The following is a 24585-nucleotide window of genomic DNA, read 5'->3' as shown; positions in this document are numbered from 1 at the left end:
ATCCTCACCGTATCCGCGCCGGCGCGCCACGAAACTAGGCAATCGCCTGGACGGAGGTCAGGAGTCGTTCCTTGAAGCGGTCCGGGAGCGGCACGTAACCCGCCGGCGAAAGGTTCTGCTGGCCGTCGTTCGCGGCAATGGTGAGAAACGATTTGACGGCGGCGGAGGTCTGGGGGTCATAGCCCTTGGAGCAGACGATCTCGTAGGTGGCGAGCACCAACGGATACGCACCGGGTTCCTTCGTTCCGTACAACGAATCCAGGTTCAGCGCCAAGTCGTTGCCCGCAGCGGCGAATTCGGCGGCGTCGATGGCCTTTTTGGCCGACTCGTCGGTCAACTCGACCGCGCCTGCGCCGCTGTCGATTTGGGCGAACGGGATTCCGGCCTGATCGGCGAAACCCTTCTCCACATAGCCGATCGCACCGTCGGTGGCCTGGACGGCCTGGATGACTCCTGCGGACTTCTGCGCGCCTTCACCAGCGCCGCCCTGGAATTCGCTGCCGGCTTCCTTGGTCCAACTCTGAGGCGCCGCGGCCGCGAGGTATTTCTGGAAGTTGTCGGTGGTTCCCGAGGAGTCCGAGCGATAGATCGGCGTGATGGCGAGATCGGGAAGCTGGGTGCCCGTGTTGAGCGCCGCGATCGCGGGGTCGTTCCATCTGGTGATCTGCCCCTGGTAGATCTTGGCGAGCAGGTCGGCGTTGAGCACCAGCGTGTCGACGCCCTCGAGGTTGTAGGCCAGGGCGACCGGGCCGAAGACCAGCGGCAGGTTCCACGCCGGATTGCCCTCGCACCGCTGTGCGGCCTGCTGAATCTGTTGCCCCGAAAGCGCGGAGTCGGATCCGGCGAAGTCGACCTGACCGGCGACGAACTGCTCGCGGCCCGCACCCGAACCGGTGGGGTTGTACGACAGGTTCTTGCCCGGGCAGCGCTGGCCCCAGACCTTGTTGAACTCGCCGATCGCGTTCTGCTGGGCGGTCGAACCCTCGGCGGTGACGGAGTTCTTACCGCCACATTCCGCGGACGCCGCGCCGTCGCCGGACGGTGCGGCGACGTTGTTGTCGCTGCCGCATCCGGACAGCGTCAGCACCGCGATCGCGCCCACTGACAGCGTGGTCAGAAGCGTCGACTTGCCGAGGTTGAGGTTCACTGATCCCACTTTCGCATCGGAGCGCCTGAACTCCTGGCAACGTATGCGGCGCTGGTCAACGGATCGCGGATGACAGGTGAACGACCGGTGAACACGTTCAGTTGGTTCACCGCGATTTCCCAGTCAGCTCTGGGCACTCCGCGCGTAGGCGGCGTCGACGGAGGCGACCTCGAAACCGAGCTTGCGGTACGTCTTCACCGCCGCGGCGTTATCGGCCTCCACGTACAGCATCACGACGGGCGCCGAGCTCGACGCCAGCCGCTCGGCGAGGTGGTGCAGGCCGGTCAAGGTCAGCAGGCCGCCCAGCCCACGACCTTGTGCCGCGGGATCGACGCCTACGACGTAGACCTCGCCCAGATCGGGGCCGTGGACCTTCGTCCAGTGGAATCCGAGCAGTTCACGGGTGTCCTCGTCGACCGCGAGGAACAGCCCGTCGGGGTCGAACCACGCCTCACCCCGGCGTTCGGCGATGTCGGAGTCGGTCCACCCACCCTGTTCGGGGTGCCAGGCGAAGGCCGCGTTGTTGACGCGCAGCAGCTCGGCGTCGTCGGCGGGACCGGAATAGGTGGTGACGCGGATGCCGTCGGGCGCCGGGGTCGGCGGCAGCTCGGTGAGGGGACGTCGCATCTGCAGCAGTTCACGCACGACGGTCAGCCCGAGCGAGGCCGCGGTGGCCCGCGCCGCCTCCAGGTTGCCGTGCGCCCACACCCTGGCGTCGTCGCCGCCCTCGGCGAGGCCCTCGCGCACCAGCGCCGCACCGATCCCGCGCCGCCTGGACCCCGGGTGCACCACCGCTTCCGCCATGGCGGGCTCCTCGTCCGCGGCGAGGTTCAAATAGCCGACGATGTTCCCGTCCTCATCGGCCACCAAATGGCGGGTGCGGTCGTGGGCCAGTTCCCGCAGCACCTGCTCGCCCACCGGGGCGACGCCGTCAGCCGCCGTGGCGGCTTCGATCAGTTCACGGATGCGACGCTGTTCGTCGCCGGACAGTCCGGTGCGCCAGGAGAGTTCCGTCACGGACTTCGCAGCGGGTCGGCCAGCGCTTCGGCGATACCGTCCGGCGCCTCGTAGTCGGCGCTGTCGATGTCGTCGGGCACCGCCGCCGCGTCCGTGGCGGATGGGCGGCCGCGCGCCGGGCGGACCGCCTTGTAGCCGACGTTGCGCACGGTGCCGATCAGCGATTCGTACTCCGGGCCTAGCTTGGCGCGCAGCCGTCGCACGTGCACATCGACGGTGCGGGTGCCGCCGAAGAAGTCGTAGCCCCAGACCTCCTGGAGCAGCTGGGCGCGGGTGAACACCCGGCCCGCGTGCTGAGCGAGGTACTTGAGCAGCTCGAATTCCTTGTACGTCAGGTCCAGCGGTCGGCCACGAAGCCGCGCGGTGTAGGTGCCCTCGTCGATCACCAGTTCACCGAGGCTGATCTTGCCGACGTTCTCCTGGTTGGCCACCCCGCCGCGGCGCCCGACGAGCAGCCGCAGCCGCGCATCGATCTCGGCGGGCCCGGTGCTGGGCAGCAGGATCTCATCGAGGCCCCACTCGACGTTCACGGCCACCAGGCCGCCCTCGTTGACGACGGCCACCACGGGGACCGAGGTTCCGGTGGTGCCCAGCAGCCTGCACAGCCCGCGGGCCGCGGCCAGGTCGGTTCGTGCGTCGACGATCGCGACGTCGGCACTACCGGCCTCCAGCAGGGACGAGACCTCGGTCGGCGCGGTCCGCACGGTGTGAGCGAGCAGCGACAACGATGGCAGCACAGACTCAGGGTGTGGGTCGACTGTCAATAGCAGTAGATCCAACTGGCCCTCCAACAGCCATAGGGACCACGCCTGGACATCTTTGTCGGTCGGTGACTTCCCAGATTCATGCTCGACATACGCCCGTTACCGGGCCGATGGTTTTCTAACGATAACCCGCAACCCGCCTCAGAGCTGCGCCGAACGGTACGACGGCCCCGCCGTGGGCCAGAATGTGCGGGTGCGCAAGCTGCTGATCGGGGTGTTGGCGACGGTGCTCGCGGTGGCCGTCTGCGCCGTCGGGGCCGACTTCGGCGCGGCGATCTACGCCGAATACCGGCTGGCCAGGAGCGTGCGCACCGCCGCTGACCTGCAGAACGACCCCTCGGTGGCGATCCTCGGGTTCCCGTTCATCACCCAGGCCACCGACAGCCGCTATGACGAGGTGGAGATCAGGGCCAACGGCGTCGACAACCGGGTGGTCGGCAAGGCCTCACTGGAAGCGACGCTGCACGACATCGACCTGCCCGGCGATTCGTGGCTGGTCGGACCCGACGCCGCGCTGCCTGTCGGCAAGGCCGAGAGCCGCATCATCGTCGATTCGACGCATCTGGGTCGGTACATGGACATCCCCGACCTGCTGGTGGAGGCCCCGACACGGGAGAGCAACGACGCAACGGGCGGCACGACGGAATCGGGTATCTCGGGTAATACGGGTGTGGTGTTCACCGGGACGCCCGCCAAGGCCGACTTCCACGACAGGGTGAGCATCGCGGTGGACCTCGAGATGGCCGGACCGGACCAGACGACGCTGGTGATGACGGCCACCGGCGTGCTGACCGGGCCGGGGACCGCCGACCAGGAGGTCCCCGAGGACAAGAGGGACGCGGTGCTGGCCGCGTTCACCGGAATCGTGCCCGGTCAGAAGCTTCCGTTCGGGCTGGCGCCGACGGCGCAGGGTGCGCGCGGCTCCGACATCATCATCGAGGGCATCGCCGAGGGAGTATCCGTCGCGCTGGATGAGTTCCACCTGTCATGAGCTCTTCCTGGGTGTTGGTGATCACCGTGCTCGTCGCGGCGCTGGGGGTGGCGTACGTGATCGGGCGGCTGCTCGCGCTCCGATCAGGCCTGCTCAAGGCGAGCGAGGACGCGTCCAATGTCGACACGAGCGATCTCGGCCTGTCGTCGACCGGACCGACCGTCCTGCACTTCTCCGCCGAGTGGTGCGGCCCGTGCGGCGCGGTGCGCAGGGTCGTCGACGAGGTCTGCGCGGAATTGCCCGCGGTGGCGCACGTCGAGATCGACATGGACGCCAACCCACAAGCCGCGCGGCGGCTTTCGGTGCTGTCGCTTCCCACCACCATCGTGTTCGACCGCGACGGTCGGCCCCGCTACCGGACCCACGGTGTTCCCAAGGCCGCTGACCTGCGCTCGGCGCTGGAACCGCTGTTGGCTTGATCACCGTCTCGATTGGTAAGCTGTCCGGCGTGTCCGCCCGCCTCGAGCCGATGCTCACCAAGCGCCGCGCAGTCGATCTGTGCCGCGTCGCGGGTTGCTGTTGTTGTTGTTGTAGCTGCTGAGTAGCCGCGCCTTCTCTTTGCGCCGCACTCGGGAACGACCCCCTGTGGTCCTTCCTTTCTCAGCCCAGCCCGACCCGATGACCGCAACAGGAGCACATGAATGTCAACGACAAATATGTCGACAGCCCAGAGCAAGACCGCCGACCAGGTAGATGTGCGCGGCCCACGGTTCGCCGCGTGGCTGACCACGGCCGTGCTGGTGGCGACGCTGCTGGTGTCGCCGGTGAGCCCGGTCGCCGCGGCGGTCGTGCTGGGCGTGCAGGGCGTCGTCTTCGCCGTTGGAGCCTGGCGCGGTCCGCGTTCCCACCCCTACGGCCTGATCTTCGCCCGCCTCATCGCCCCGCGCCTGGGACCCGTCACCGAGAAGGAACCGGTGGCGCCACTGCAGTTCGCCCAGCTCGTCGGCCTCGTGTTCGCGGTGCTCGGCGTGGTCGGCTTCGCCGCCGGCATGTCTCTTCTCGGACTGATCGCCACCGCGTTCGCGCTGGTGGCGGCCTTTCTGAACGCGGCCTTCGGCATCTGCCTGGGCTGCCAGCTCTATCCGCTCGTCGCGCGCTTCCGCAAGGTCGCGCGCGCATCCTCACCCACATAAAACTTCAAAACCGAAGCAACGAAAGGACTCTCATCTATGGCACGCTCCGACGTCCTGGTCACGGCTGACTGGGCCGAGAGCAATCTCAACGCGCCGAACATCGTGTTCGTCGAGGTTGACGAGGACACCAGCGCCTACGACGGCGGCCACATCGAGGGCGCCGTGAGGATCGACTGGAAGACTGACCTGCAGGATCCGGTCCGTCGCGATTTCGTTGACCAGCAACAATTTTCGAAGCTGCTGAGCGAACGCGGCATCAGCAACGACGACACCGTGGTCCTCTACGGCGGCAACAACAACTGGTTCGCCGCATACGCCTACTGGTACTTCAAGCTGTACGGGCATCAGGACGTCAAGCTGCTCGACGGCGGCCGCAAGAAGTGGGAGCTCGACGGGCGCCCGCTGTCGACCGACGTGGTCAAGCGGCCCGCGACCAGCTACACGGCCAAGGCGCCCGACAACAGCATCCGCGCCTTCCGCGACGAGGTGATCGAGGCGATCAACAACAAGAACCTCGTCGACGTGCGCTCCCCCGACGAGTTCTCCGGGAAGATCCTCGCGCCGGCCCACCTGCCCCAGGAGCAGAGCCAGCGGCCCGGGCATATCCCCGGCGCCATCAACGTTCCGTGGAGCAAGGCGGCCAACGACGACGGGACCTTCAAGTCCGACGAGGACCTGGCGAAGCTGTACGCCGAGGCCGGTCTCGACGGCCAGAAGGAAACCATCGCGTACTGCCGCATCGGTGAACGCTCGTCGCACACCTGGTTCGTGCTGCAGGAGCTGCTCGGACACAAGAACGTCAAGAACTATGACGGCAGTTGGACGGAATACGGCTCCCTCGTGGGTGCCCCGATCGAGTTGGGAAGTTGATATGTGCTCTGCCCCGAAACAAGGCCTGACGTTGCCTGCCAGCGTCGACCTCGAGAAGGAGACGGTGATCACCGGCCGCGTCGTTGACGGGTCGGGCCAGGCCGTCGGCGGCGCGTTCGTGCGCCTGCTGGACAGCTCCGACGAGTTCACCGCCGAGGTGGTCGCGTCGGCCACCGGCGACTTCCGGTTCTTCGCGGCGCCGGGCACGTGGACGCTGCGCGCTCTGTCGAAGGTCGGCAACGGCGACGCCGTCGTCGCGCCGTCGGGTGCCGGTATCCACGAGGTCGACGTCAAGGTCGCCTGAGACCCGCTGGCTCGAACGTGAGCCTGTGATCGACGATCCGCGCAGATCTCGCTCACAGGCTCACGTTCGGTGCATGAGGCCATGCAGAGGCTGGTGCGCTCGGCCTTCCGCGGCCGACTAGACTCGTGGCCGTGGTGTTGTTCTACGAGATCCTGCTGGTGGCAGCCGTCGTGGTGATCACTTGGTTCGCGTTGTACGCGCTGTACCGGCTGATCACCGACGAGTCGTGACATCCGGCGACGACGCTGTAGCGGCCGCGGCTGAACGCGCGAAATCGACCGCGGCGCGCAACATTCCGGTATTCGGCGATCTGCCCGCCCCCGCCGATACCGCCAATCTCCGCGAGGGTGTGAACCTCAACGACGCGCTGCTCGCCCTGCTGCCGCTGGTCGGCGTGTGGCGCGGTGAGGGCGAGGGCCGCGGAACCGACGGTGATTACCGGTTCGGCCAGCAGATTGTCGTCTCGCACGACGGCGGGGACTACCTGATCTGGGAAGCCCGCTCCTGGCGGTTGACCGAGTCGGGCGACTACGAACAGCCGTCACTGCGCGAGTCGGGTTACTGGCGCTTCGTCAACGACCCCGCAGACCCGTCTGAGTCGCAGGCCATCGAGTTGCTGCTGGCCCATTCCGCGGGATACATCGAGCTGTTCTACGGCCGTCCCCTCACCCAGTCGTCGTGGGAGCTGGTCACCGACGCGTTGGCGCGCAGCAAGTCCGGGATGCTGGTCGGCGGCGCCAAACGGCTGTACGGCATCGTCGAGGGTGGCGATCTGGCCTACGTCGAGGAACGTGTCGACGCCGACGGCGGCCTGGTCCCCCACCTGTCGGCCCGATTGTCGAGGTTCGTCGGCTGATGCGCGCGATCCTGTTCGCCGCGGGACTCGCCGCGGCCGCGACCCTGGCCGGTTGCTCGTCAGAACCGCCTACCGAGGAGCCGACCACGACGTCGGGAACGCCGGCGCAGACCACTGCCTCCACCACCTCAGAGGCCCCCGCCCAGCCCACCGCTTCGGAGACGCCGTCCGGCCACGGGTCGCTGGCGCAGTGCCTGACCGACCACGGCGTCCCCGCCGCGCCCGGTCCTGCCGGACCGCCCGCCGGTGTCGACCCCGGCGTCTGGAACGAGGCCATGCAGGCGTGCGCCACGTTCGCGCCGGGACCCGCCGGCTAGACGGCTAAGCGAGCTGCGGGGCCTTGCCGGCCTCGGCCAACCACTCGCTGCGCAACTGCGTCAGCGTGCCGTCATCGCGCAGCGCGTCGACGGCCGAGGACACACAGGCCGTCAGCCCGCTGCGCTTGGCGAGCACCACACCGAACTGCTCCGCGACGTCGTTGGCGGCGGGCAATTGGCCGACCATCATTCCGTTGCGCAGCTCGCTCGCGACCGTGAACGCCGTCGGCAGATCGGCGACCAGCGCGTCGATTTCGCCGGTGCTGAGCGCGAGCTTCGCATCGCCGGTCGTGTTGTACACCTCGACCGCCTTGCGTCCGCCGACCGCCAACGCCGCGGTGTGGCTGGTGCTGCCGACCTGCGCGCCCAGCCGTAGCGCCTTGAGGTCGTCCAGGCTCTTCACCCTCGCCGCGGGTGAGTTCCTGACGGTGACGACGGCCTGGTTCACGTCGAAGTAGGGAGTCGTGAAGTCGACGGCGGCCCTGCGCTGTTCGGTGATGGAGAACTGGTTGAGGTTGGCGTCGAACGTCTTCGGGCCCGATGCGATGGCCTCGCTGAACGGCACCCGCACCCATCGCACGTCGCTCTGGGCGTAACCGAGCCGATCGGCGATGGCGTAGGCGAGCGCGGATTCGAACCCTTCGCCGCTGGCGGGGTTGTCGCCCATGTACCACGGCGGGTACACCGGCTGGTCGGTACCGAAGGTGAACACGCCCTTGTAGAGGGTCGCCAACCTGTCCTTCTGGCAGTCCTGGGGGCGCGGCGCGCTGTAGGGCTCGGCAGTGGGTGCGCAGGCCGTCACGGTCGCGAGGGCGGCCAGCAGCACGCCGAGCTTCCTGACGATGCGCATGGGGCGCACAATCGCCCGGCGCACCGGTGACGCGCCAGTCCGGGCGTGCAACGGTTCGCTACCGATTCGGCCATTAGATGTCGAACACCGGATATGGAGCGGCCCCCGAGCCGTGTGTTCCTGGCGGACAAAACCGAGGGGCTCGGGGGCCGGGTGACTGCGGGGAATTCGCCAGCGCGCGCAGGACGCGAAGAGCCGTCAGCTCATTCCCCTGGCGCTGCTAGCTCGCAGCCACCTCACAAGTCCATAAGTCACTCAAAATCTCGGACCACCTCCTCTCCTGTGTACGAGCGACGGTACTCGCGCACGCAGGAGGCGACAACCGAATTGTCGGGGATTCAGCGTTCAGCGATCACAGACGATCGCGGCGTCGACGAGTTCGGAGAACTCGGCCGCCAACGGGCTCGCCGGTAGCGGCTTCCCGTCGAGGGTGTGCACCCGCGCAGCCAGTGTGATGCTCGACACCAACCAAACACCTTGTGCGGTAAGCAGATCCGCCGGCCGCAGCGCTCGGTAATCGCAGTCGTAACCTTTGTCCCTCGCGACCTCGAACAGCGCCTGCTGCGTGGTGCCGCGCAAGATCGGAAACCACGGCGGCGGAGTGAAGAACGCGACGTCGCCCGCGCCCGGCTCGGACTCCGCCGCGATCACCACCGTCGAGCGCGGCCCCTCGAGGATGAAACCGTCGGAGCCGACGAAGATCACGTCCCCGGCCCCGTTTCGCTCGGCGTGCCGCAGCGCGGCCATGTTGACCGCATAGGACAACGTCTTCGCACCTGCCAGCAGCCACGGCATCGCGTCGATGCCGTCTGCGGAGAGCCCGCGCGCCAGCGTCAGTGCCGCAAGGCCGTTGCGACGCACCTCGCCCACTCGCCCGGGCAGTGCGCCGATCGTGGCGAACGCGGTCGGGGGCGAACCGCTTTCCCGCCCGCGGCTGTAGACCAACCGCAGCACGCCTTCCTCTCCCGTCGCCGCGGTCCACTGCGCCACCGCTACGGACACCGCCGAGCGCCAGCGCGAAAGGTCGGGGTCGGGGAGGTCGAGCATCCGCGCGGACTGCGTGAGCCTGGACAGGTGCGCCTCGAGCAGGCATGGCCGCCCGTCGCGGATCAACAGCGTCTCGAAGACACCGTCGCCGCGGACGGCAGCGAGGTCGTCGGCATGCAGCAGCGGCACCGCCGGGGCGTGCAGTTGCCCGTCGAGCGTCACCACGACGCCGGGTTGGCCAGCCATGGGCCCAAAGCGTAGCCGCGGGGCCGCCGGACGCCGAACGTAGAGTTGACGTATGTCAGCTGTGCCTGCCCCGGACACCGGACCCGACGCTGGAGCCGTCTGGCATCACGGCGACCCGCTCGGCGAACAACGAGCGGCCGCCGACGAGGCCGTCGTCGTGGACCGCTCCCATCGCGCCGTGCTCACGTTGACGGGCGCCGACCGCAAGACGTGGCTGCACAGCCTCACCACCCAGCACGTGAGCGAGCTTCCCGACGGCGCCGTCACCGAGAATCTCAGCCTCGACGGGCAGGGTCGTGTCGAAGATCACTGGGTACAAACAGAACTCGGCGACGTCACCTATCTCGACACCGAACCCTCGCGCGGCGAGCCGCTGCTGGCCTACTTACGCAAGATGGTGTTCTGGTCCGACGTCGCGGTGGAACCGGCAGACCTGGCGGTGTTGTCGCTGCTCGGGCCGCGGTTGGGCGAGCCCGCGGTGCTCGATGCGCTCGGCATCGGTTCGCTACCGCCCGAACGGACGGCGGTCGCGCTCCCCGACGGCGGTTTCGTGCGTCGTCTCGACACCGACGGGATCGAACTCGACCTCGTCGTCCCGCGCGAACAGGTGCAATCGTGGCTGCGCCGGCTCACCGACGCCGGGGTGCGGCCCGCCGGCGTCTGGGCGTACGAAGCCCACCGGGTGGCCGCGGTGCGACCGCGCCTCGGCGTGGACACCGATGAGCGGACGATCCCGCACGAGGTCGGCTGGATCGGCCCCGCAGTGCACCTGGACAAGGGCTGCTACCGGGGCCAGGAGACGGTCGCGCGGGTGCACAACCTGGGAAAACCGCCCCGGATGCTGGTTCTGCTGCACCTCGACGGCTCGACCGACCGGCCGGCGACCGGGGCTCAGGTGCTCGCCGGTGGACGGGTGGTCGGCCGCCTGGGCACCGTGGTCGACCACGTCGATGAGGGGCCGATCGCGCTGGCGCTGCTCAAGCGCGGGCTGCCTGCGGACACCGAATTGACCGTCGACGGCGTGCCCGCGGGCATCGACGTCGATTCGATGCCACCGCCTGACGTCGCAGGTGCCGGGCGTCGCGCGGTCGAAGGGCTACGGGGCGGAACCCGCTGATCGCCGAGGGCCTGGCAGCAGACCGCAGCCAGGCACGGTAAAGTGTTGGCAGGACGATAAAAGACAGATCAGATCGGAGCCGCCTGCTAATCGGGCCGCTCCGTTATTGCGCGAGGGGGTCCCCCCATGGGCCGCGGCCGGGCAAAGGCAAAGCAGACCAAGGTTGCTCGTGAGCTCAAATACAGCTCACCGCAGACCGACTTCGAGCGGCTTCAGCGCGAGCTGTCGGGCGCTTCCGATGACGACCTGGCGGGCACCGACGCGGTGGCCGACGATTGGGTCGAAGAGGACGACTGGCGTCGCTGACCTCTAGAAGCGCGGGTGCTGCCCGACGAGCCTGGCTCGTGGGCCGTCTTTACCGCCCTTTTTGACCGTTCCCAGCGTCCAGCAGTTCAAGTGACGCGCGGTCAGGATCGCCAACGCGCGGTCGGTGTCCTCGGGTGCAACCACCGCGACCATGCCGACACCCATGTTGAAGGTCCGCTCCATCTCTGCGCGCTCGACCCGGCCACGCTGCCCGATCATCGCGAACACGGGTGCGGGAGTCCACGTGCCGCGGTCGATCTCGGCGACGAGGCCGTGCGGGACCACGCGTTCGAGGTTGCCTGCCAGTCCGCCGCCGGTGACGTGGCAGAACGTCCGCACCTGCGTCTCGGCCGCCAGCGCCAGGCAATCCTTGGCGTAGATGCGGGTCGGCTCCAGTAACTCCTCGCCCAGCGTGCGGCCGAACTCCTCGACGTGGCCGGCCAGGTTCATCCGGTCGATGTCCAGCAGCACCTTTCGCGCCAACGAGTAGCCGTTGGAGTGCAGACCGGTGGAGGCCATCGCGATCAGCACGTCGCCGGGTTTGACCCGATCCGGGCCGAGCACGTCGTCGGCTTCCACCACGCCGACGCCGGTGGCCGAGATGTCGTAGTGGTCGGGGGCCATCAGACCGGGATGTTCGGCCGTCTCACCGCCGAGCAGCGCGCAACCGGCCTGAAGGCATCCGTTGGCGATGCCGGCCACGAGCTCGCTGATCCGTTCGGGGACCGTGCGGCCGACGGCGATGTAGTCCTGCAGGAACAGCGGTTCGGCGCCGCAGACGACGAGGTCGTCGACGACCATCGCGACAAGGTCGATTCCGACCGTATCGTGTTTGTCCATGGCCTGTGCAACGGCCAGCTTGGTGCCGACTCCGTCGGTGGAGGAGGCGAGCACCGGCTCCCGGTAGCCGCCGCGCAGCGCGAACAGTCCGGCAAAGCCGCCGATGCCGCCGCGCACCTCGGGCCTGGTCGCCTTCTCGGCGAGCGGTTTGAGAAGTTCGACGGCTCGGTCACCGGCTTCGATGTCGACCCCGGCCGACGCGTAGGAGATGCCGGCAGGTTCGGCGCGTTCGGTCATCGCGGTAAAGGCTACCGGTGTTCGCCGCGCTGCGGTAACCGCCTTGGGAGGTATCGCTCCAGCTGAGATGTCGCGCGCCCCGCCAGTGTGACAACCTGACCGCTCATGACAGCAGTTCGCCGCAGCGCGACGGCTATGTGTCCGTGCGCGGCGCTCGCGCTGGCGGTGTTCGGCCCGATCCGCGAAGGCAACGTGCACATGGGCCGCAACCTGGGGCCGACGCTGTCGGTGGACATGCCCGATCCCGGTTGCGGGTTTGCCTGACGCCGAAATCGGCGATCCCGGCGGAGTGACTGACCATATTCGCTGCTTGGTGACGGGAGCGACCGGCTACATCGGCGGACGCCTGGTGCCCGCACTGCTCGACCGCGGGCACGCCGTGCGGGCGCTGGCCCGCAACCTCGACAAACTCGACGACGTGCCGTGGCGCGACCGCGTGGAGGTGGCGCGCGGCGATCTCGGCGACACCGACTCGCTGCGCAAGGCGTTCGCCGACATCGACGTCGTCTACTACCTCGTGCACTCGATGGGCACCTCACCGAACTTCGTCGAAGAGGAGGCGCGCTCGGCCCGCAATGTCGTGGAGGCGGCCCGCGACGCGGGCGTCAGGCGCGTGGTGTACCTGGGCGGGCTGCACCCGTCGGGAGCCGACCTCTCCCCCCACCTGCAATCGCGCACCGACGTCGGCGAGATCGTGATCGAGTCGGGCATCGAGACCGTGGTACTACAGGCTGGCATCGTGATCGGCGCGGGTTCGGCGTCGTTCGAGATGATTCGCCACCTGACCAACCGTCTCCCGGCGATGACCACGCCGAAGTGGGTGCACAACAAGATCCAGCCGATCGCTATAGACGACGCTCTGCACTATCTCGCCGAGGCCGCGACGGCGACGGTCCCGACGTCGCGCACCTGGGACATCGGCGGCCCCGACGTGCTGGAGTACGGCGAGGCCATGCAGGTCTACGCCGAGGTGTCGGGCCGACGCCGCCGTGTGATGGTCGTATTGCCTTGGCTCACACCGACAATCGCGAGCTGGTGGATCGGGTTGGTCACGCCGCTGCCCGGCGGGCTGGCGCGGCCGCTGGTGGAGTCGCTGGAATGCGACGCGGTGATGGCCAACCACGACATCGACGATGTCATCGCCCCGCCCGAAGGCGGCGTGACCGGTTACCGCGACGCGGTCGCGACGGCGCTGCAGCGGGGTCCATTGCCGACCGACCCGCACTGGGCGCGCGTCGGTCTGTAATCAGGGGCGGCGCAGCGCCGAGGCGTTGTCGTTGTCGGACTGCAGTGGGATACCGCTCTTGGCGGCGGTCGAGAGCATGTGCTCGATCACGTTCTTGCCCAACGCCGATTCGCCCGGCAGCTCGATCGGGTACTTGCCGTCGAAGCATGCGCTGCACAAGCGCGACGCGGGTTGCTCGGTGGCCGCGATCATGCCCTGCTTCGAGATGTATCCGAGTGTGTCGGCGCCGATGGCGTGGCGCACCGCCTCGAGCATCTCGTCCTCGTCGTCGACGGCGTTGGCGATGAGCTCCGCCGGTGTGGCGAAGTCGATGCCGTAGAAGCACGGCCACTTGACGGGCGGGGACGCGATCCGGACGTGCACCTCGACCGCTCCGGCTTCCCGCAGCATCCGGACCAGCGCGCGCTGGGTATTGCCGCGCACGATCGAATCGTCGACGACGATCAGGCGCTTACCGCGGATCACTTCCTTGAGCGGGTTGAGCTTGAGCCGGATGCCGAGTTGGCGGATGGTCTGCGACGGCTGGATGAACGTGCGCCCGACATAGGCGTTCTTCATCAGGCCCTGGCCGTACGGGATTCCGGACTCCTGCGCGTAGCCCACCGCGGCGGGTGTGCCCGACTCCGGGACGCCGATCACGAGGTCGGCCTCGACCGGCATCTCCCTGGCCAGCCGCCGGCCGATGTCAACGCGGGTCGCGTGCACCGATCGGCCCGCCAGCGTGCTGTCCGGCCGTGCCAGATAGACGTATTCGAAGACGCAACCTTTGGGCTCGGGGCTGGCGAAGCGGGTGGAGCGCACCCCGTCCGCGTCGATCGCGAGCAGCTCACCGGGCTCGATGTCGCGGACGAAGGAGGCGCCGACGATGTCGAGCGCCGCGGTCTCCGATGCGACGACCCAGCCCCGGTCCAACCGCCCCAGCGCCAACGGCCGCACCCCGTACGGGTCGCGGGCGGCGTACAGGGTGTTCTCGTCCATCCACGTCAGGCAGAAGGCGCCGCGCACCGTGGGCAGCAGTTCCAGCGCGGCCTGCTCGAGGGTCGAATCGGCTGCACCATGGGCCAACAGCGCGCCCAGGATGTCGGAGTCAGTGGTCGCCGCGGGAGCCCCGCGGGTGTCGAGCAGTCCGGCCTCACGCGCGCGGGCCGCGAGTTCGGCCGCATTGACGAGGTTGCCGTTATGCCCCAGCGCGACGCCCGTACCGGCCGAGGTGTTGCGGAACACCGGCTGGGCGTTCTCCCAGGTTGTCGAACCGGTGGTGGAGTAGCGGCAGTGCCCGATCGCGACGTGGCCCTCCATCGCGGCCAGCGTCTGCTCGTCGAACACCTGGCTGACCAGGCCCAGATCTTTGAAGACCAGCACCTGCGAACCGTCGGCCACGGCAATGCCCGCCGCTTCTTGACCGCGGTGCTGCAGAGCGTACAAGCCGTAGTAGGTGAGCTTGGCGACTTCTTCACCCGGCGCCCAGACGCCGAATACACCACACTCTTCGCGGGGTTCTGGATCGGTCTGTTCGCCGGTCACGATATGGCTGCTCCGGGGGGAGGACGGCTGATGCCACGAGTCTACGGGTATCGGCGACCGGAAACGAAGCCGCGGAGCGTGTCGTGGGACACGTTGCTGCCGACGTCGCCGCATCCCTGCAACACCGCGGTGTGGTCGGTCCTCGTCCGACGCCGAACGTTCTACCCGCGCCTGAGTGCCTGGTTCTTCGTGTTGCTGCGGGATGTTCCTCGGCAGCCAGATGTTCTTCTACGGGTTCGGCCGAAGTGCTCGCCGGGGTTCTCCTCTTTCTGCCGTCACCATGTCGTTGCAACGCATGGATCTGAACGTCTTCCCCCTGCGCACGCGTGGCTTCAACCGGGTTCAGGACTATCCGTACTTCCGGTGACCGGCGCCGACCCCGGGTCGACGAGCGGCAGCCAGTCGCCAATCTCGCCGGCGCGCGAGCCCGACAGGACCAGTGTTCCGCTCGCTGCGGCGTCGGCCACCGTCGTCAGCCCGGCGGCCAACAACAGCCACGTCCGCGGATCGGTTTCCACGACGTTGGGCGGGTTGCCGCGGCGGTGAGCCGGACCCTCGATGCACTGCACAGCGACGAACGGCGGGACACGGACCTCCACGCTCGAGCCCGGCGCCACCGCCGCGAGGGTGCGCGCAGTCAACCGCACCGCTTCGGCGACCTCGGTGCGTGACGGTTCAGCCTGAGACTCGTCGCGCAACCATGCGGCCAGCTTCGCGACTGCGGCACGGGTCTTCACCGGATCGGCCGTACGGTCCCTTCGAGCGGTGGCCATAATCTACTGTCTCAAAGTGTTTGTCGACCGCAACAAGCCGCCGTACAAGGTGGCCGGTGCGGTGCTGCTGATCGTCGCCGCGGTCGCGGCGACGCTTCTCTACCTTCAGTTCCGCGGTGACCTGAGCCGTAAAACGCAGCTGCTGTTGCTGTCGCCTCGCGCAGGCCTGGTCGTCGAGCGGGGAGCGAAGGTGACATACAACGGCGTGGAGATCGGGCGCGTCGGCGCAATCACCCACGTCGACACCGCCGTCGGTCAGCAGGCGCAGCTGTCGTTGGACGTCAATCCTCGCTACCTGGAACGCATTCCGGCGAACGTGACGGCCGAGATTCGGGCCACCACAGTGTTCGGCAACAAGTACATCTCGCTCGAGTCACCCAAAGACGCTTCGCCGCACCATATATCGCCGGGTGATGTGATCGAGGCATCGGCGGTGACGACGGAGTTCAACACAGTCTTCGAGACGGTCCTCGCGCTCGCCGAGAAGGTCGACCCGATCAAGTTGAACCAGACGTTGGCGGCGACGGCCGCAGCGCTCAACGGCGTGGGTGGCGACGCCTTCGGCGAGTCGCTCGTCAACGGCAACCGAATCCTCGACGATCTCAACCCGCGCATGCAGTCGCTGCGTAGCGACACCCGCCTGCTGGCCGATCTCACCGAGGTGTACGCCGAGGCCTCTGGCGACCTGTTCGACGGCTTGCGCGACGCGGTGACGTCGGCGCGCACGCTCAACGAACACCAGTCCGAACTCGACGCCGCCCTCATCGCGGCGCTCGGCTTCGCCGACGAGGCCGCCGATACCTTCGAACGCGCCGGACCATATCTCGTGCGCGGCGCCGCCGACCTGGTGCCCACCTCGGAACTTCTGGATTACCACAGCCCTGCGATCCTCTGCTCGATCCGCAAGTACGCCGAGGTGCAGCCCAAAGTCGCGAAGACGTTGGGCGGCAACGGGTTCTCGCTGACCGGCGGTGGCGGCATCCTGGCCGGCGCAGGCAATCCGTACATCTACCCCGACAACCTGCCGCGGGTCAACGCCACGGGTGGGCCGGAGGGCCGACCGGGGTGCTGGCAGGACATCACCCGCGACCTGTATCCGACGCCGTATCTGGTGATGGACACCGGCGCCAGCATCGCCCCGTACAACCACCTCGAATTCGGCCAGCCGCTGTTCATCGAGTACGTGTGGGGTCGCCAGATCGGCGAGCTCACGATCAACCCGTGAGGATCTCAGTCGGGGAAGCCGAACAGCTTCACCACGCCGTGGTCGCGTCCGGCGGTGTAGCCGCCGTCCACCGCGATCGCCTGGCCGGTCACGAACGACGCATCGGGTGATACGAGAAACGCTGCCACCGAGGCGATCTCGTCCGGCCTGCCGCGGCGCTGCAGCGCATGCTCCTCGGTGATCGACTGCAGCGGCCCTTCCATGCCCTCGAGACCCATCACGCTGTGCAGCATCGGCGTGTCGACGAAGCCGGGGCAGATGGCGTTCGCCCGGATACCGCTGGGGCCGTAGTCGAGTGCGATGTTCTTGGTCAGCAGTACGACGCCGCCCTTGGCCGCGTTGTAGCTGCTGCCTCCTGCCGTGCCTTCCAAACCCTCGATGCTGGCCAGGGTGACGAGCGACCCGCGTTCACCGTCCACCCGCGGCTGCTCGATCATCTTGGCCAGCGCGGCCTTGGCCACCAGGAACGTCCCGGTGAGATTGACCCCGATGACGCGGTCCCACTCGGCGCGGTCCAGCAGGTGCACCGGGCCGCCGCCCGCCACGCCCGCAGCGTGCACGACACCGTCGAGGCGCCCGCTCACGGCGGCGAACAGCGAATTCACTGCGGCCTCGTCGGTGACGTCGGTACGGACGAACTCGAAACCGTCGCCCGGGTTTTCGTGCGGCTCGGCCACGTCTGCACCGATCACGGTGCCGCCCTCGGCGAGCAGCCGCTGCGCGGTGGCCAGGCCGATGCCCGATGCCGCACCGGTCACGACGAAAGTTCGCGACTGGGCGCGTCCGGATGTGCTCATGTTCGGGACTCTATGCGCCGCTGAACGGTCAGGGCCGCCAATGCCGCCGCTTCGTTGGCGGCCAGGTGCGCCAGCATCGGGGCGATCAGGCTGCCCGACCGCGCGTGCAGCCACCCGAACATCCACCCCGCTACACCGGTGAACATGACCGTGCCCAACACGGGGTTGCGGGTGATGCGGGCATCCATGATGTGCCACAGGCCGAACGCCACCGCCTGCAGCAACCGTCCGCCGGCGGGCGGAAACGCGGACTCGGCGGCGTGACCCAACAACGCCCGGTAGGCGACCTCCTCGGGCCAGACGGTGCCGATCGGGATGTCGCACGCCATCCACCGCAGCGGATGGTCGGGCAGGTCGCGCGCGGCCATTCCCTGTCGTACCGGAGGGATCGCGGTCGCGACGGCCACTCCGAGCGCGATCGGCGCCGCGGCGGCGAGGCCGTAGCGCAGGCCGGACCACAGGGCCGGCGGGCGCAACCCCAGCGGGGGACGTACGAGCGCGTAGAGGACGGCGCCCAACGCGGCGTTCCACACCGGGTGAAACCGCACCCGCGGCGCGACGAAGCTCCACGCGACCAGGACGGCCGCGATCGCGATGGCGCGAAACCTCGCCCGGGCCATCAGTATTCGGGCCCGTCCTCGGACTGGGTTTTGGTCAGTGCGGTGCGGATCCGCTCGGTGTCCTCGGGTGTCCAGCCTTGCGGAGGTGCGACGGCGGCCCACCCGTCGAGGACCAGATCGCCGTAGTTGTGGCCGTGCCCGTCGGGCACCGAACTAGCATTCGTCATATCGGCGGCCACCTGTCCGAACGTGACGATCGGGTACCACCTCATCGACGCGGTGCGGTCGCGTCCGGGCGGTTCGCGTAGCCAGTCCGGCCGGGTGAACAGGAGGTCGGGCGACCACCACACGATCGGATCGGACGGGTGCTGCATGAACAGCACGCGCGTGCCCTCCCATGGCTTGGCGGTCACCTTCGCGATCTCGCGCGGATCGGTGCCCTGAGAGAAGCGCACGGTGCGGCCGTTGTCGTAGCGCGGTTCGACTTCCGGGGTTCCCGGATCGCGGCGTTCGGTGATGGCCCTCCACAGCGGGCTGGCGTTCGGCGGGCCCACCCACAGCACCGACGAGAAGCCCATCCGGGAGATGTCGGGCAGCCAGTCGAAGGCGCCCTGGCCGGCCATCGAACCCAGGCTCTCCCCGTACAGCACGAGTTTGGGCCGCCGGTCCTCCGGAAGTCGTTCCCAGCGTTGGTGGACGGCGTCGATCATCATCCGTCCGGATTCCATCGACTTCTGCTGGTCGCCCAGGAAGGAAATCCAGCTCGGCAAAAACGAGTACTGCGAAGCCACCAGCGCGGTGTCGCCGTTGTACATCATCTCCAGCGATCGGGCCGCCACGGGGTTGACCCAGCCGGTGCCGGTGGTGGGGATGATCACCAGCAGCTTGCGTTCAAAGGCGCCGGTGCGCTCGAGTTCGCTGAGTAGCGCCGCCATTCGCTGCTCATCGGTGTCGGCGGTCTGCAGTCCGACGTAGACCCGGATCGGCTCCTTGGCGGGCGCGCCGTTGATTTCGGTGAGCTCGTCGGCGTGCGGGCCGGTCGCGACGAAATTGCGGCCTTGATAGCCCAGCGTGTCCCACGCCGCGAACGACTCTGGGCTGCCTGATCTTTCGGGTTCGAGCGGTTGAACGATGCCCGCCCTGGTCGTCGTGTTCTGCGGCTGGAACACTCGGTTGGCGCCCGCGAGGAAGCCGCGGACCAGGACACCGTTGATGAGCGTGATGGCGAGCACCACGACGATCGCGGTGCCGATGAACAGCGCCACCTCGTCGTGCAGGTGCCACCGCCGGATGAAGTACCGGGCCATCGTCTTGATGATGTCGAGCAGCACTCGCGCGGTGGCCACACAGACCGCGCCGACGAACGCCGCGAGCACCAGCGTGCGTAGATACCCGAGCGTGGTGGGGCCCTCCAAACCCATCACCGCCGACACCTGGCGCTGCCACGCCGCGGCGGGGATCACCATCAGCACACACGCCGTGAGCGCGAGCAGTACCGTCACGGTTTCGGCCGTCCACAGCACGCGCCTCGACGGCGGCCACCAGGCACGGCGGCGTAACACAAAGCGGCGCAACATCTTTGCGACGAAAACGCCGATGCCGTAGCCGATGGCGGCGTTGATGCCGCCGATGAGCCCGGCGAACAGCCAGTCGCGTGGCAGCAGCGACGGGGTCAGTGACAGGCAGAAGAGCAGCGCACTGAACGCGATTCCGACGAAGTCGAGGCGGACCAGGCTCCACGCCCAGACGTAGAGGGGGTGTCGTTGTCGGGTCGGCTCACTCACCCGAACAACCCGGGCAGCACGCTTTCCGACGTGCTGCGCAGGTCCTCCAAAGTGACGGTGAACAGCCCCTGGACCTCGACTGCGTTGCTGGCCTGGTCCACCACGCCGATGCGGATGGCGGGCAGGCCGCGGGCCTCGCACATCGCGCGGAAGCGGCTTTCCTCGGTGCGCGGCACCGCGACGAGCACCCGGCCCGCCGACTCGGAGAACAGCGCGACGAAAGGATCTAGACCCTCGGGAAGCACGATGCGGCAACCGGTTTCGCCGCGCAGCGCGGCCTCGACCACGGCCTGGATCAGCCCACCCTCGGACAGGTCGTGTGCGGCGGAGACCAGGCCGTCGCGCGATGCGGAGGTCAGCACCTCGGCGAGCAACTTCTCGCGCGCGAGGTCCACCTTCGGCGGCAGCCCGCCCAGATGGTCGGCGGTGACCTGGGCCCAGATCGATCCGTCCAATTCGTCGCGGGTCTCGCCCAGCAGCATCAACGTCTCACCGGGTTCGTCGCCGAATCCGGTCGGAATGCGGCGCCGCACGTCGTCGATCACACCGAGCACACCGACGACCGGCGTCGGCAGGATCGCGGTGGTGCCGGTCTGGTTGTAGAAGCTCACGTTGCCGCCGGTGACCGGAATGCCTAGTGCCGCAGCACCATCGGCCAAACCGCGCACGGCCTGGCTGAACTGCCACATCACGCCGGGATCCTCCGGCGAGCCGAAGTTCAGGCAGTTCGTCACCGCGACCGGTGTGGCTCCGGTGACCGCGACGTTGCGATACGCCTCGGCCAGAGCCAACTGTGCCCCGGTGTACGGGTCGAGCGCGGTGTAGCGACCCGACGCGTCGGTGGAGATCGCGATACCGCGTCCGGTGGCCTCGTCGACCCGCAACAGCCCGCCGTCGGCGTCCTCGGCCAGCACGGTGTTGCCGCGCACATAGCGGTCATACTGCTCGGTGATGAACGCGCGGCTGCACAGGTGCGGGCTGCCAAGCAGCGCAAGCAAAGTGGCCTTGAGCTCGTCGCCCGTCGAAGGCCGCGGCAGCGTGGCGGAGGTGTCGGCGTTGAGCGCATCCTGCGTCTCGGGCCGCTGCACCGGCCGCTCGTAGACCGGGCCCTCATGGGCGACGGTGCGCGGCGGCACGTCGACGACCGTCTCGCCGTGCCAGGTGATCTGGAGCCGGTCGCCGTCGGTCACCTCGCCGATGACCGTGGCCAGCACCTCCCACTTCTGGCAGACGGCCATGAACTTCTCGACGTTCTCGGGCGTGACGACCGCGCACATGCGCTCCTGCGACTCGCTCGACAGGATCTCGGCGGGTGTCATGTTCGCCGCCCGCAGCGGGACGGCATCCAGCTCGATGCGCATACCGCCGTCACCCGCAGAAGCGAGTTCCGATGTGGCACAAGAAAGTCCGGCTCCGCCCAGGTCCTGGATGCCGACGACCAGGTCGGCGGCGTACAGCTCCAGGCAACACTCGATGAGCACCTTCTCCATGAACGGGTCGCCCACCTGGACGCTGGGCAGCTTCTTGCGGCCGGCCGAGCCGCCCTCGTCGCCGCCGAACGTCTCGCTGGCCAGCACGCTCACGCCGCCGATGCCGTCCAGACCGGTGCGCGCGCCGAACAGGATGATCTTGTTGCCGGTGCCGGAGGCGAACGCCAGGTGCAGATCCTCCTTGCGCAACACCCCGACGCACAGCGCGTTGACCAACGGGTTGCCGCCGTAGGACGCGTCGAACACGGTCTCGCCGCCGATGTTCGGCAGTCCCAGGGAATTGCCGTAGCCGCCGATGCCGCGGACCACCCCGTCGACGACACGGCGGGTGTCGGGCGCGTCGGCCGCGCCGAACCGCAATTGGTCCATCACCGCCACCGGGCGCGCCCCCATGGCCATGATGTCGCGCACGATGCCGCCGACGCCGGTCGCGGCGCCCTGGTAGGGCTCGATGTAGGACGGGTGGTTGTGCGACTCGACCTTGAAGGTGGCGGCCCAACCGTCACCGATGTCGACCACGCCGGCGTTCTCTCCGATGCCCGCCAGCATCGTCTTGCGCATCGCCTCGGTGGTGGTCTCGCCGAAGTACCGCAGGTGCACCTTCGACGACTTGTACGAGCAGTGCTCACTCCACATCACCGAGTACATCGCCAGTTCGGCGTCGGTGGGCCTGCGACCCAGGATCTCGCGGATCCGCTGGTACTCGTCGTCCTTGAGGCCGAGTTCGCGGAACGGCTGGGGGTGGTCGGGAGTGGCGGCGGCTCTGTCGACGGTGTCGAGGGTGTGGGTTAGCTCCGACGTCACGGGGCCATTCTAGGTTGTGACCTGCGAAACGCGCGGGCGGCGGGCGGCTAACTCCAGACCTGCGTGAGGCCATCGGCGATCGAAGCGGGGTCCTGCGAATCGGTGTTGCAGCTCACCGCCACCGACCACCCCCGATCGCGGCTGATCCGGAACTCGGTGACGAACCCGCCCCAGGCGCCGTCGTGGCCCAGCGTGCCGTCGGCGTATTCGTAGATACCGGCGCCGTACCGGTCGCCGTCCGGAGTCTCGACCGCCCCGGCGAGTTGCGCGCCCAGCAGCTCTCGACCGCCGACCTTCCCGGTGCGGTAGTTGTCTGCCCAACGCACGAGCTGGCTCGGTGCGGTCTGTATCGAACCGTCTCCGATCTGCTCCCACGCGCTCAGGGTCGGGGTGTAGGCGCCGTCGTCCTCGGTGTAGGGCACCGCGGCGCCGGGGACGGGATGACCGGGATCGAGGATCATGTCGAGTTCGAGCGGCGAGAAGATCTGCGCGGACAGGAACGTTGAGAGCGGTTGTCCCGCCACCCGTTCGACGATCTCGGCGAGTAACAGGTAGTTCGAGTTCGAGTATTCGAAGGCCGTGCCCGGCGAGAAGTTCAGTTCACTCACGGTCGACAGTGCCCGCAGGGCGTCGGCGTTCGTCGTCCGGTCGCTCATTGTGTAGCCGTTGTCTTCGAGCAGGCCGAGATAGTCGGGGATGCCGCTGGTCTGGTGCATCAGCTGCCCGACGGTGACGGTGTCCGCCCATGGCGGCAGCCCGCTCACGTGCGTCGCCAGCGGATCGTCGAGCGTGAGCCGGCCACGGTCGGCCAAGAGCAGAATTGCGGTGGCGGTGAACTGTTTGGACACCGAGGCGATGTCGAACTTGGTGTCGGTCGTGATCTCGGCGCCGGTGGCGGTATCCGCGATCCCTCGCGCGCCGACCCAGGCCACGGCACCCTCGACACCCACCGCCGCGGAGCATCCCGGCGCGTCGGCTGCGACGGCGTCGTTCAGCACGGTCTGGCTGCGGACGGCGCGGTCGTCGGACTCGGTCGCCGCCTCGACGCTCGGTGCTTCGTTCGCGCAGCCGCCGATCACCAGGATGGTCGCCAGGGCTGCCGTCGCCGCCCGAGCCGGTCGGGTCACGAAGAAGACGTTAGAGGGCGGCCCCGCTTTTAGGGCCGTGACCTGCTAAACGCGTGGGCGGCGGCGGGGGCGGTGGCGCCGTGCAGCACGACACTGCCGAGGACGACGATGACGACGGCCATCAGCACTTCCCGTTCCGCCTCGCCGAGCAGCACGTTGAACGCCAGCAGACCGAACACGATCGAGGTGGTGCCCCGCGGGCCGAGCCAGCCGACCAGCAGCCGCTCCGGCCAGGTGAACGGCGAGCCCAACAGCGCGATCACGACCGGCACCAGCCGCACGACCGTCAACGCCAGCAGGCAATACAGCACCAACCACCAGCTGAGGCCCAGCGTCAGCGCCAGCACCGCGGTGGCGCCGACGACGAACCACATCACGATGGTGAGCAGGTATCCGATGTCGTCCACCAAAGCCAGTTCGGCCTGCAGTGCCGACGACCGCCGCAGGTAGTGGAACGCGATGCCGCAGACGAACGCGGCGACGAACCCGTTGCCGTCCACCGCCAGGCTCAGCCCGAAGGCGAGCATCGGTGCGGCGACCAGAATCAGCCGCTTGCTGCGGTCGGTCATCGCGCCGCGGCGCTCGGCGAGGTTGGTGAGCAGGGCCAGCGCGGCGCCGACGGCAAGGCCGACGAGGATGGCCTTGATCGCCTGGGGCAGGGCCGACGCCAACGCCTCCATGGGTGTAGAGGCGTGCGACCGGTCGCCCACCACGGCCAGGGCGAAGATGAACAGCGGGGAGATGATGCCGTCGTTGTAACCGGCTTCGACGTTGAGCACATCGCGCACCCGCTCGGGCACACGCTCGTCGCGCAGAATCGACGCCGCGGGCGCGAAATCCGTCGGCACCACCACACACGCGAGGACCAGCAGCACCGCCCAGGGCAATTCGGGCAGCAGCCACAGCCCCAGGGCCAGCGCTGCGGCCAGGCTCAGCGGCAGCGCAATGAACAGCAGCCGCATCGCGGCGCGCGGATCCCTGCCGAACAGCCCGCCGCGAATGTCGGTGGCGTCGACGAAAAGCAGGATCGCCAAGATGATTTCGGCGGTGTGCTGAGCCACCTCGGTGTTCAGCGAATCGGCCAGCCCGTCGCGCGTGGTGAAGCCGACCGCGATGCCCGCGAGCACCAGGACCATCGGCGCGGTCAGCCGCCATTGCTCGAAGCGCTTGGCACCCAGCGCCCACGCGGCCAGCACCGCCGAGACGGCGATCAGTGAGAGCAGCACGCCGGCGATCTTTCCAGCGGATCGGCGTCGCTACCCGGCGACGGGAC

Annotated in this window: 27 protein-coding genes; 13 read left to right on the top strand and 14 right to left on the bottom strand. The window is 68.3% G+C overall.

The window, feature by feature from the left end; translation table 11 throughout:
* Positions 1 to 34 precede the first annotated feature (34 nt).
* The 3 genes from pstS to A5752_RS01335 form a co-directional block, all read right to left on the bottom strand.
* Entirely contained in the window at positions 35 to 1156 is a 1122-nt protein-coding gene (gene pstS, locus A5752_RS01345) for a phosphate ABC transporter substrate-binding protein PstS (protein ID WP_082963689.1), read from the bottom strand.
* A gap of 114 nt (positions 1157 to 1270) precedes the next feature.
* The gene (mshD, locus tag A5752_RS01340; RefSeq protein WP_067080832.1) at positions 1271 to 2164 is read right to left on the bottom strand and encodes a mycothiol synthase; all 894 of its coding nucleotides are present in this window, start codon (positions 2162 to 2164) and stop codon (positions 1271 to 1273) included.
* Positions 2161 to 2943 (bottom strand): winged helix-turn-helix transcriptional regulator, encoded by a 783-nt coding sequence (locus tag A5752_RS01335; RefSeq protein ID WP_067081003.1) that lies wholly within the window; start codon positions 2941 to 2943, stop codon positions 2161 to 2163. The genes mshD and A5752_RS01335 overlap by 4 nt, the downstream gene beginning before the upstream one ends.
* A gap of 178 nt (positions 2944 to 3121) precedes the next feature.
* Between A5752_RS01335 and lmeA the strand changes: the two genes are divergently transcribed.
* The 8 genes from lmeA to A5752_RS01300 all read left to right on the top strand — a co-directional run bounded on the left by lmeA (position 3122) and on the right by A5752_RS01300 (position 7399).
* Positions 3122 to 3919, top strand: a complete 798-nt coding sequence (gene lmeA / locus A5752_RS01330; protein WP_067081001.1) for a mannan chain length control protein LmeA — start codon at positions 3122 to 3124, stop codon at positions 3917 to 3919.
* A complete protein-coding gene (locus A5752_RS01325; RefSeq protein WP_067080830.1) occupies positions 3916 to 4338 on the top strand; it encodes a thioredoxin family protein in 423 nt (140 codons plus the stop codon). Before lmeA ends, A5752_RS01325 begins: the two co-directional genes overlap by 4 nt.
* A gap of 29 nt (positions 4339 to 4367) precedes the next feature.
* Entirely contained in the window at positions 4368 to 4460 is a 93-nt protein-coding gene (locus A5752_RS28190; protein ID WP_353612291.1) for an Ms5788A family Cys-rich leader peptide, read from the top strand.
* Positions 4461 to 4575: 115 nt separating this feature from the next.
* Positions 4576 to 5052 (top strand): DUF4395 domain-containing protein, encoded by a 477-nt coding sequence (locus tag A5752_RS01320; RefSeq protein WP_082963688.1) that lies wholly within the window; start codon positions 4576 to 4578, stop codon positions 5050 to 5052.
* Positions 5053 to 5088: 36 nt separating this feature from the next.
* Positions 5089 to 5922 carry a sulfurtransferase gene (locus A5752_RS01315; RefSeq protein ID WP_067080824.1) on the top strand — a complete coding sequence of 278 codons (834 nt, stop codon included), beginning with the start codon at positions 5089 to 5091 and terminating at the stop codon, positions 5920 to 5922.
* Position 5923: 1 nt separating this feature from the next.
* Positions 5924 to 6226 (top strand): DUF1416 domain-containing protein, encoded by a 303-nt coding sequence (locus A5752_RS01310; protein ID WP_059098314.1) that lies wholly within the window; start codon positions 5924 to 5926, stop codon positions 6224 to 6226.
* A gap of 226 nt (positions 6227 to 6452) precedes the next feature.
* The gene (locus A5752_RS01305; RefSeq protein WP_067080821.1) at positions 6453 to 7082 is read left to right on the top strand and encodes a heme-binding beta-barrel domain-containing protein; all 630 of its coding nucleotides are present in this window, start codon (positions 6453 to 6455) and stop codon (positions 7080 to 7082) included.
* Complete coding sequence (locus tag A5752_RS01300; RefSeq protein ID WP_067080818.1) at positions 7082 to 7399, top strand: hypothetical protein; 318 nt, start codon at positions 7082 to 7084, stop codon at positions 7397 to 7399. Before A5752_RS01305 ends, A5752_RS01300 begins: the two co-directional genes overlap by 1 nt.
* 4 nt (positions 7400 to 7403) lie before the next feature.
* Here the strand turns inward: A5752_RS01300 and A5752_RS01295 are convergent, their stop codons facing one another.
* Both A5752_RS01295 and A5752_RS01290 read right to left on the bottom strand, forming a co-directional pair.
* Positions 7404 to 8249 carry an ABC transporter substrate-binding protein gene (locus A5752_RS01295; protein ID WP_067080816.1) on the bottom strand — a complete coding sequence of 282 codons (846 nt, stop codon included), beginning with the start codon at positions 8247 to 8249 and terminating at the stop codon, positions 7404 to 7406.
* A 345-nt stretch (positions 8250 to 8594) separates the two neighbouring features.
* Complete coding sequence (locus tag A5752_RS01290; protein ID WP_067080814.1) at positions 8595 to 9482, bottom strand: aminodeoxychorismate lyase; 888 nt, start codon at positions 9480 to 9482, stop codon at positions 8595 to 8597.
* A 52-nt stretch (positions 9483 to 9534) separates the two neighbouring features.
* Here A5752_RS01290 and ygfZ point away from each other — a divergent pair, with 52 nt between their 5' ends.
* Together ygfZ and A5752_RS01280 are read left to right on the top strand one after the other, a co-directional pair.
* Positions 9535 to 10599: a CAF17-like 4Fe-4S cluster assembly/insertion protein YgfZ gene (ygfZ, locus tag A5752_RS01285; RefSeq protein WP_067080811.1), complete on the top strand. Its 1065-nt coding sequence runs from the start codon at positions 9535 to 9537 to the stop codon at positions 10597 to 10599.
* A gap of 126 nt (positions 10600 to 10725) precedes the next feature.
* Entirely contained in the window at positions 10726 to 10905 is a 180-nt protein-coding gene (locus tag A5752_RS01280) for a DUF3073 domain-containing protein (RefSeq protein WP_067080808.1), read from the top strand.
* A 3-nt stretch (positions 10906 to 10908) separates the two neighbouring features.
* Here A5752_RS01280 and purM read toward each other — a convergent pair whose 3' ends face one another.
* Positions 10909 to 11982, bottom strand: coding sequence for a phosphoribosylformylglycinamidine cyclo-ligase (gene purM / locus A5752_RS01275; protein WP_067080806.1), 1074 nt, complete (start codon positions 11980 to 11982; stop codon positions 10909 to 10911).
* 105 nt (positions 11983 to 12087) lie between these two features.
* Here purM and A5752_RS27335 point away from each other — a divergent pair, with 105 nt between their 5' ends.
* Positions 12088 to 12246, top strand: coding sequence for a hypothetical protein (locus tag A5752_RS27335; protein WP_156613504.1), 159 nt, complete (start codon positions 12088 to 12090; stop codon positions 12244 to 12246).
* A gap of 25 nt (positions 12247 to 12271) precedes the next feature.
* A complete protein-coding gene (locus A5752_RS01270; protein ID WP_067080803.1) occupies positions 12272 to 13228 on the top strand; it encodes an NAD(P)H-binding protein in 957 nt (318 codons plus the stop codon).
* On the opposite strand, the gene purF is transcribed toward A5752_RS01270, so the two are convergent.
* Both purF and A5752_RS01260 read right to left on the bottom strand, forming a co-directional pair.
* Positions 13229 to 14752 (bottom strand): amidophosphoribosyltransferase, encoded by a 1524-nt coding sequence (gene purF, locus A5752_RS01265; protein ID WP_067080800.1) that lies wholly within the window; start codon positions 14750 to 14752, stop codon positions 13229 to 13231. It lies immediately after the preceding gene.
* Between the two features lie 332 nt (positions 14753 to 15084).
* Positions 15085 to 15525, bottom strand: a complete 441-nt coding sequence (locus A5752_RS01260) for a sterol carrier family protein (protein WP_067080798.1) — start codon at positions 15523 to 15525, stop codon at positions 15085 to 15087.
* 16 nt (positions 15526 to 15541) lie between these two features.
* Between A5752_RS01260 and A5752_RS01255 the strand changes: the two genes are divergently transcribed.
* Positions 15542 to 16750: an MCE family protein gene (locus tag A5752_RS01255; RefSeq protein WP_067080795.1), complete on the top strand. Its 1209-nt coding sequence runs from the start codon at positions 15542 to 15544 to the stop codon at positions 16748 to 16750.
* A gap of 5 nt (positions 16751 to 16755) precedes the next feature.
* On the opposite strand, the gene A5752_RS01250 is transcribed toward A5752_RS01255, so the two are convergent.
* The 6 genes from A5752_RS01250 to A5752_RS01225 are packed head-to-tail and all read right to left on the bottom strand — an operon-like array spanning position 16756 to position 24538.
* Positions 16756 to 17547, bottom strand: a complete 792-nt coding sequence (locus A5752_RS01250; RefSeq protein WP_067080792.1) for an SDR family NAD(P)-dependent oxidoreductase — start codon at positions 17545 to 17547, stop codon at positions 16756 to 16758.
* Entirely contained in the window at positions 17544 to 18167 is a 624-nt protein-coding gene (locus tag A5752_RS01245) for an Rv0804 family intramembrane glutamic endopeptidase (RefSeq protein WP_067080790.1), read from the bottom strand. The genes A5752_RS01250 and A5752_RS01245 overlap by 4 nt, the downstream gene beginning before the upstream one ends.
* Positions 18167 to 19891: an alpha/beta hydrolase gene (locus tag A5752_RS01240; RefSeq protein WP_067080787.1), complete on the bottom strand. Its 1725-nt coding sequence runs from the start codon at positions 19889 to 19891 to the stop codon at positions 18167 to 18169. The genes A5752_RS01245 and A5752_RS01240 overlap by 1 nt, the downstream gene beginning before the upstream one ends.
* Positions 19888 to 22185 carry a phosphoribosylformylglycinamidine synthase subunit PurL gene (purL, locus tag A5752_RS01235; protein WP_067080785.1) on the bottom strand — a complete coding sequence of 766 codons (2298 nt, stop codon included), beginning with the start codon at positions 22183 to 22185 and terminating at the stop codon, positions 19888 to 19890. The genes A5752_RS01240 and purL overlap by 4 nt, the downstream gene beginning before the upstream one ends.
* A gap of 47 nt (positions 22186 to 22232) precedes the next feature.
* Positions 22233 to 23312 carry a serine hydrolase domain-containing protein gene (locus tag A5752_RS01230; protein ID WP_067080783.1) on the bottom strand — a complete coding sequence of 360 codons (1080 nt, stop codon included), beginning with the start codon at positions 23310 to 23312 and terminating at the stop codon, positions 22233 to 22235.
* A gap of 29 nt (positions 23313 to 23341) precedes the next feature.
* Positions 23342 to 24538, bottom strand: a complete 1197-nt coding sequence (locus tag A5752_RS01225; protein WP_067080780.1) for a cation:proton antiporter domain-containing protein — start codon at positions 24536 to 24538, stop codon at positions 23342 to 23344.
* Positions 24539 to 24585 lie beyond the last annotated feature (47 nt).

Source organism: Mycobacterium sp. 852002-51961_SCH5331710 (assembly GCF_001665535.1).
Lineage (GTDB): Bacteria > Actinomycetota > Actinomycetes > Mycobacteriales > Mycobacteriaceae > Mycobacterium.
Note: the sequence above shows the minus strand (reverse complement) of the source record. Positions and strands in the feature narration are given on the sequence as shown.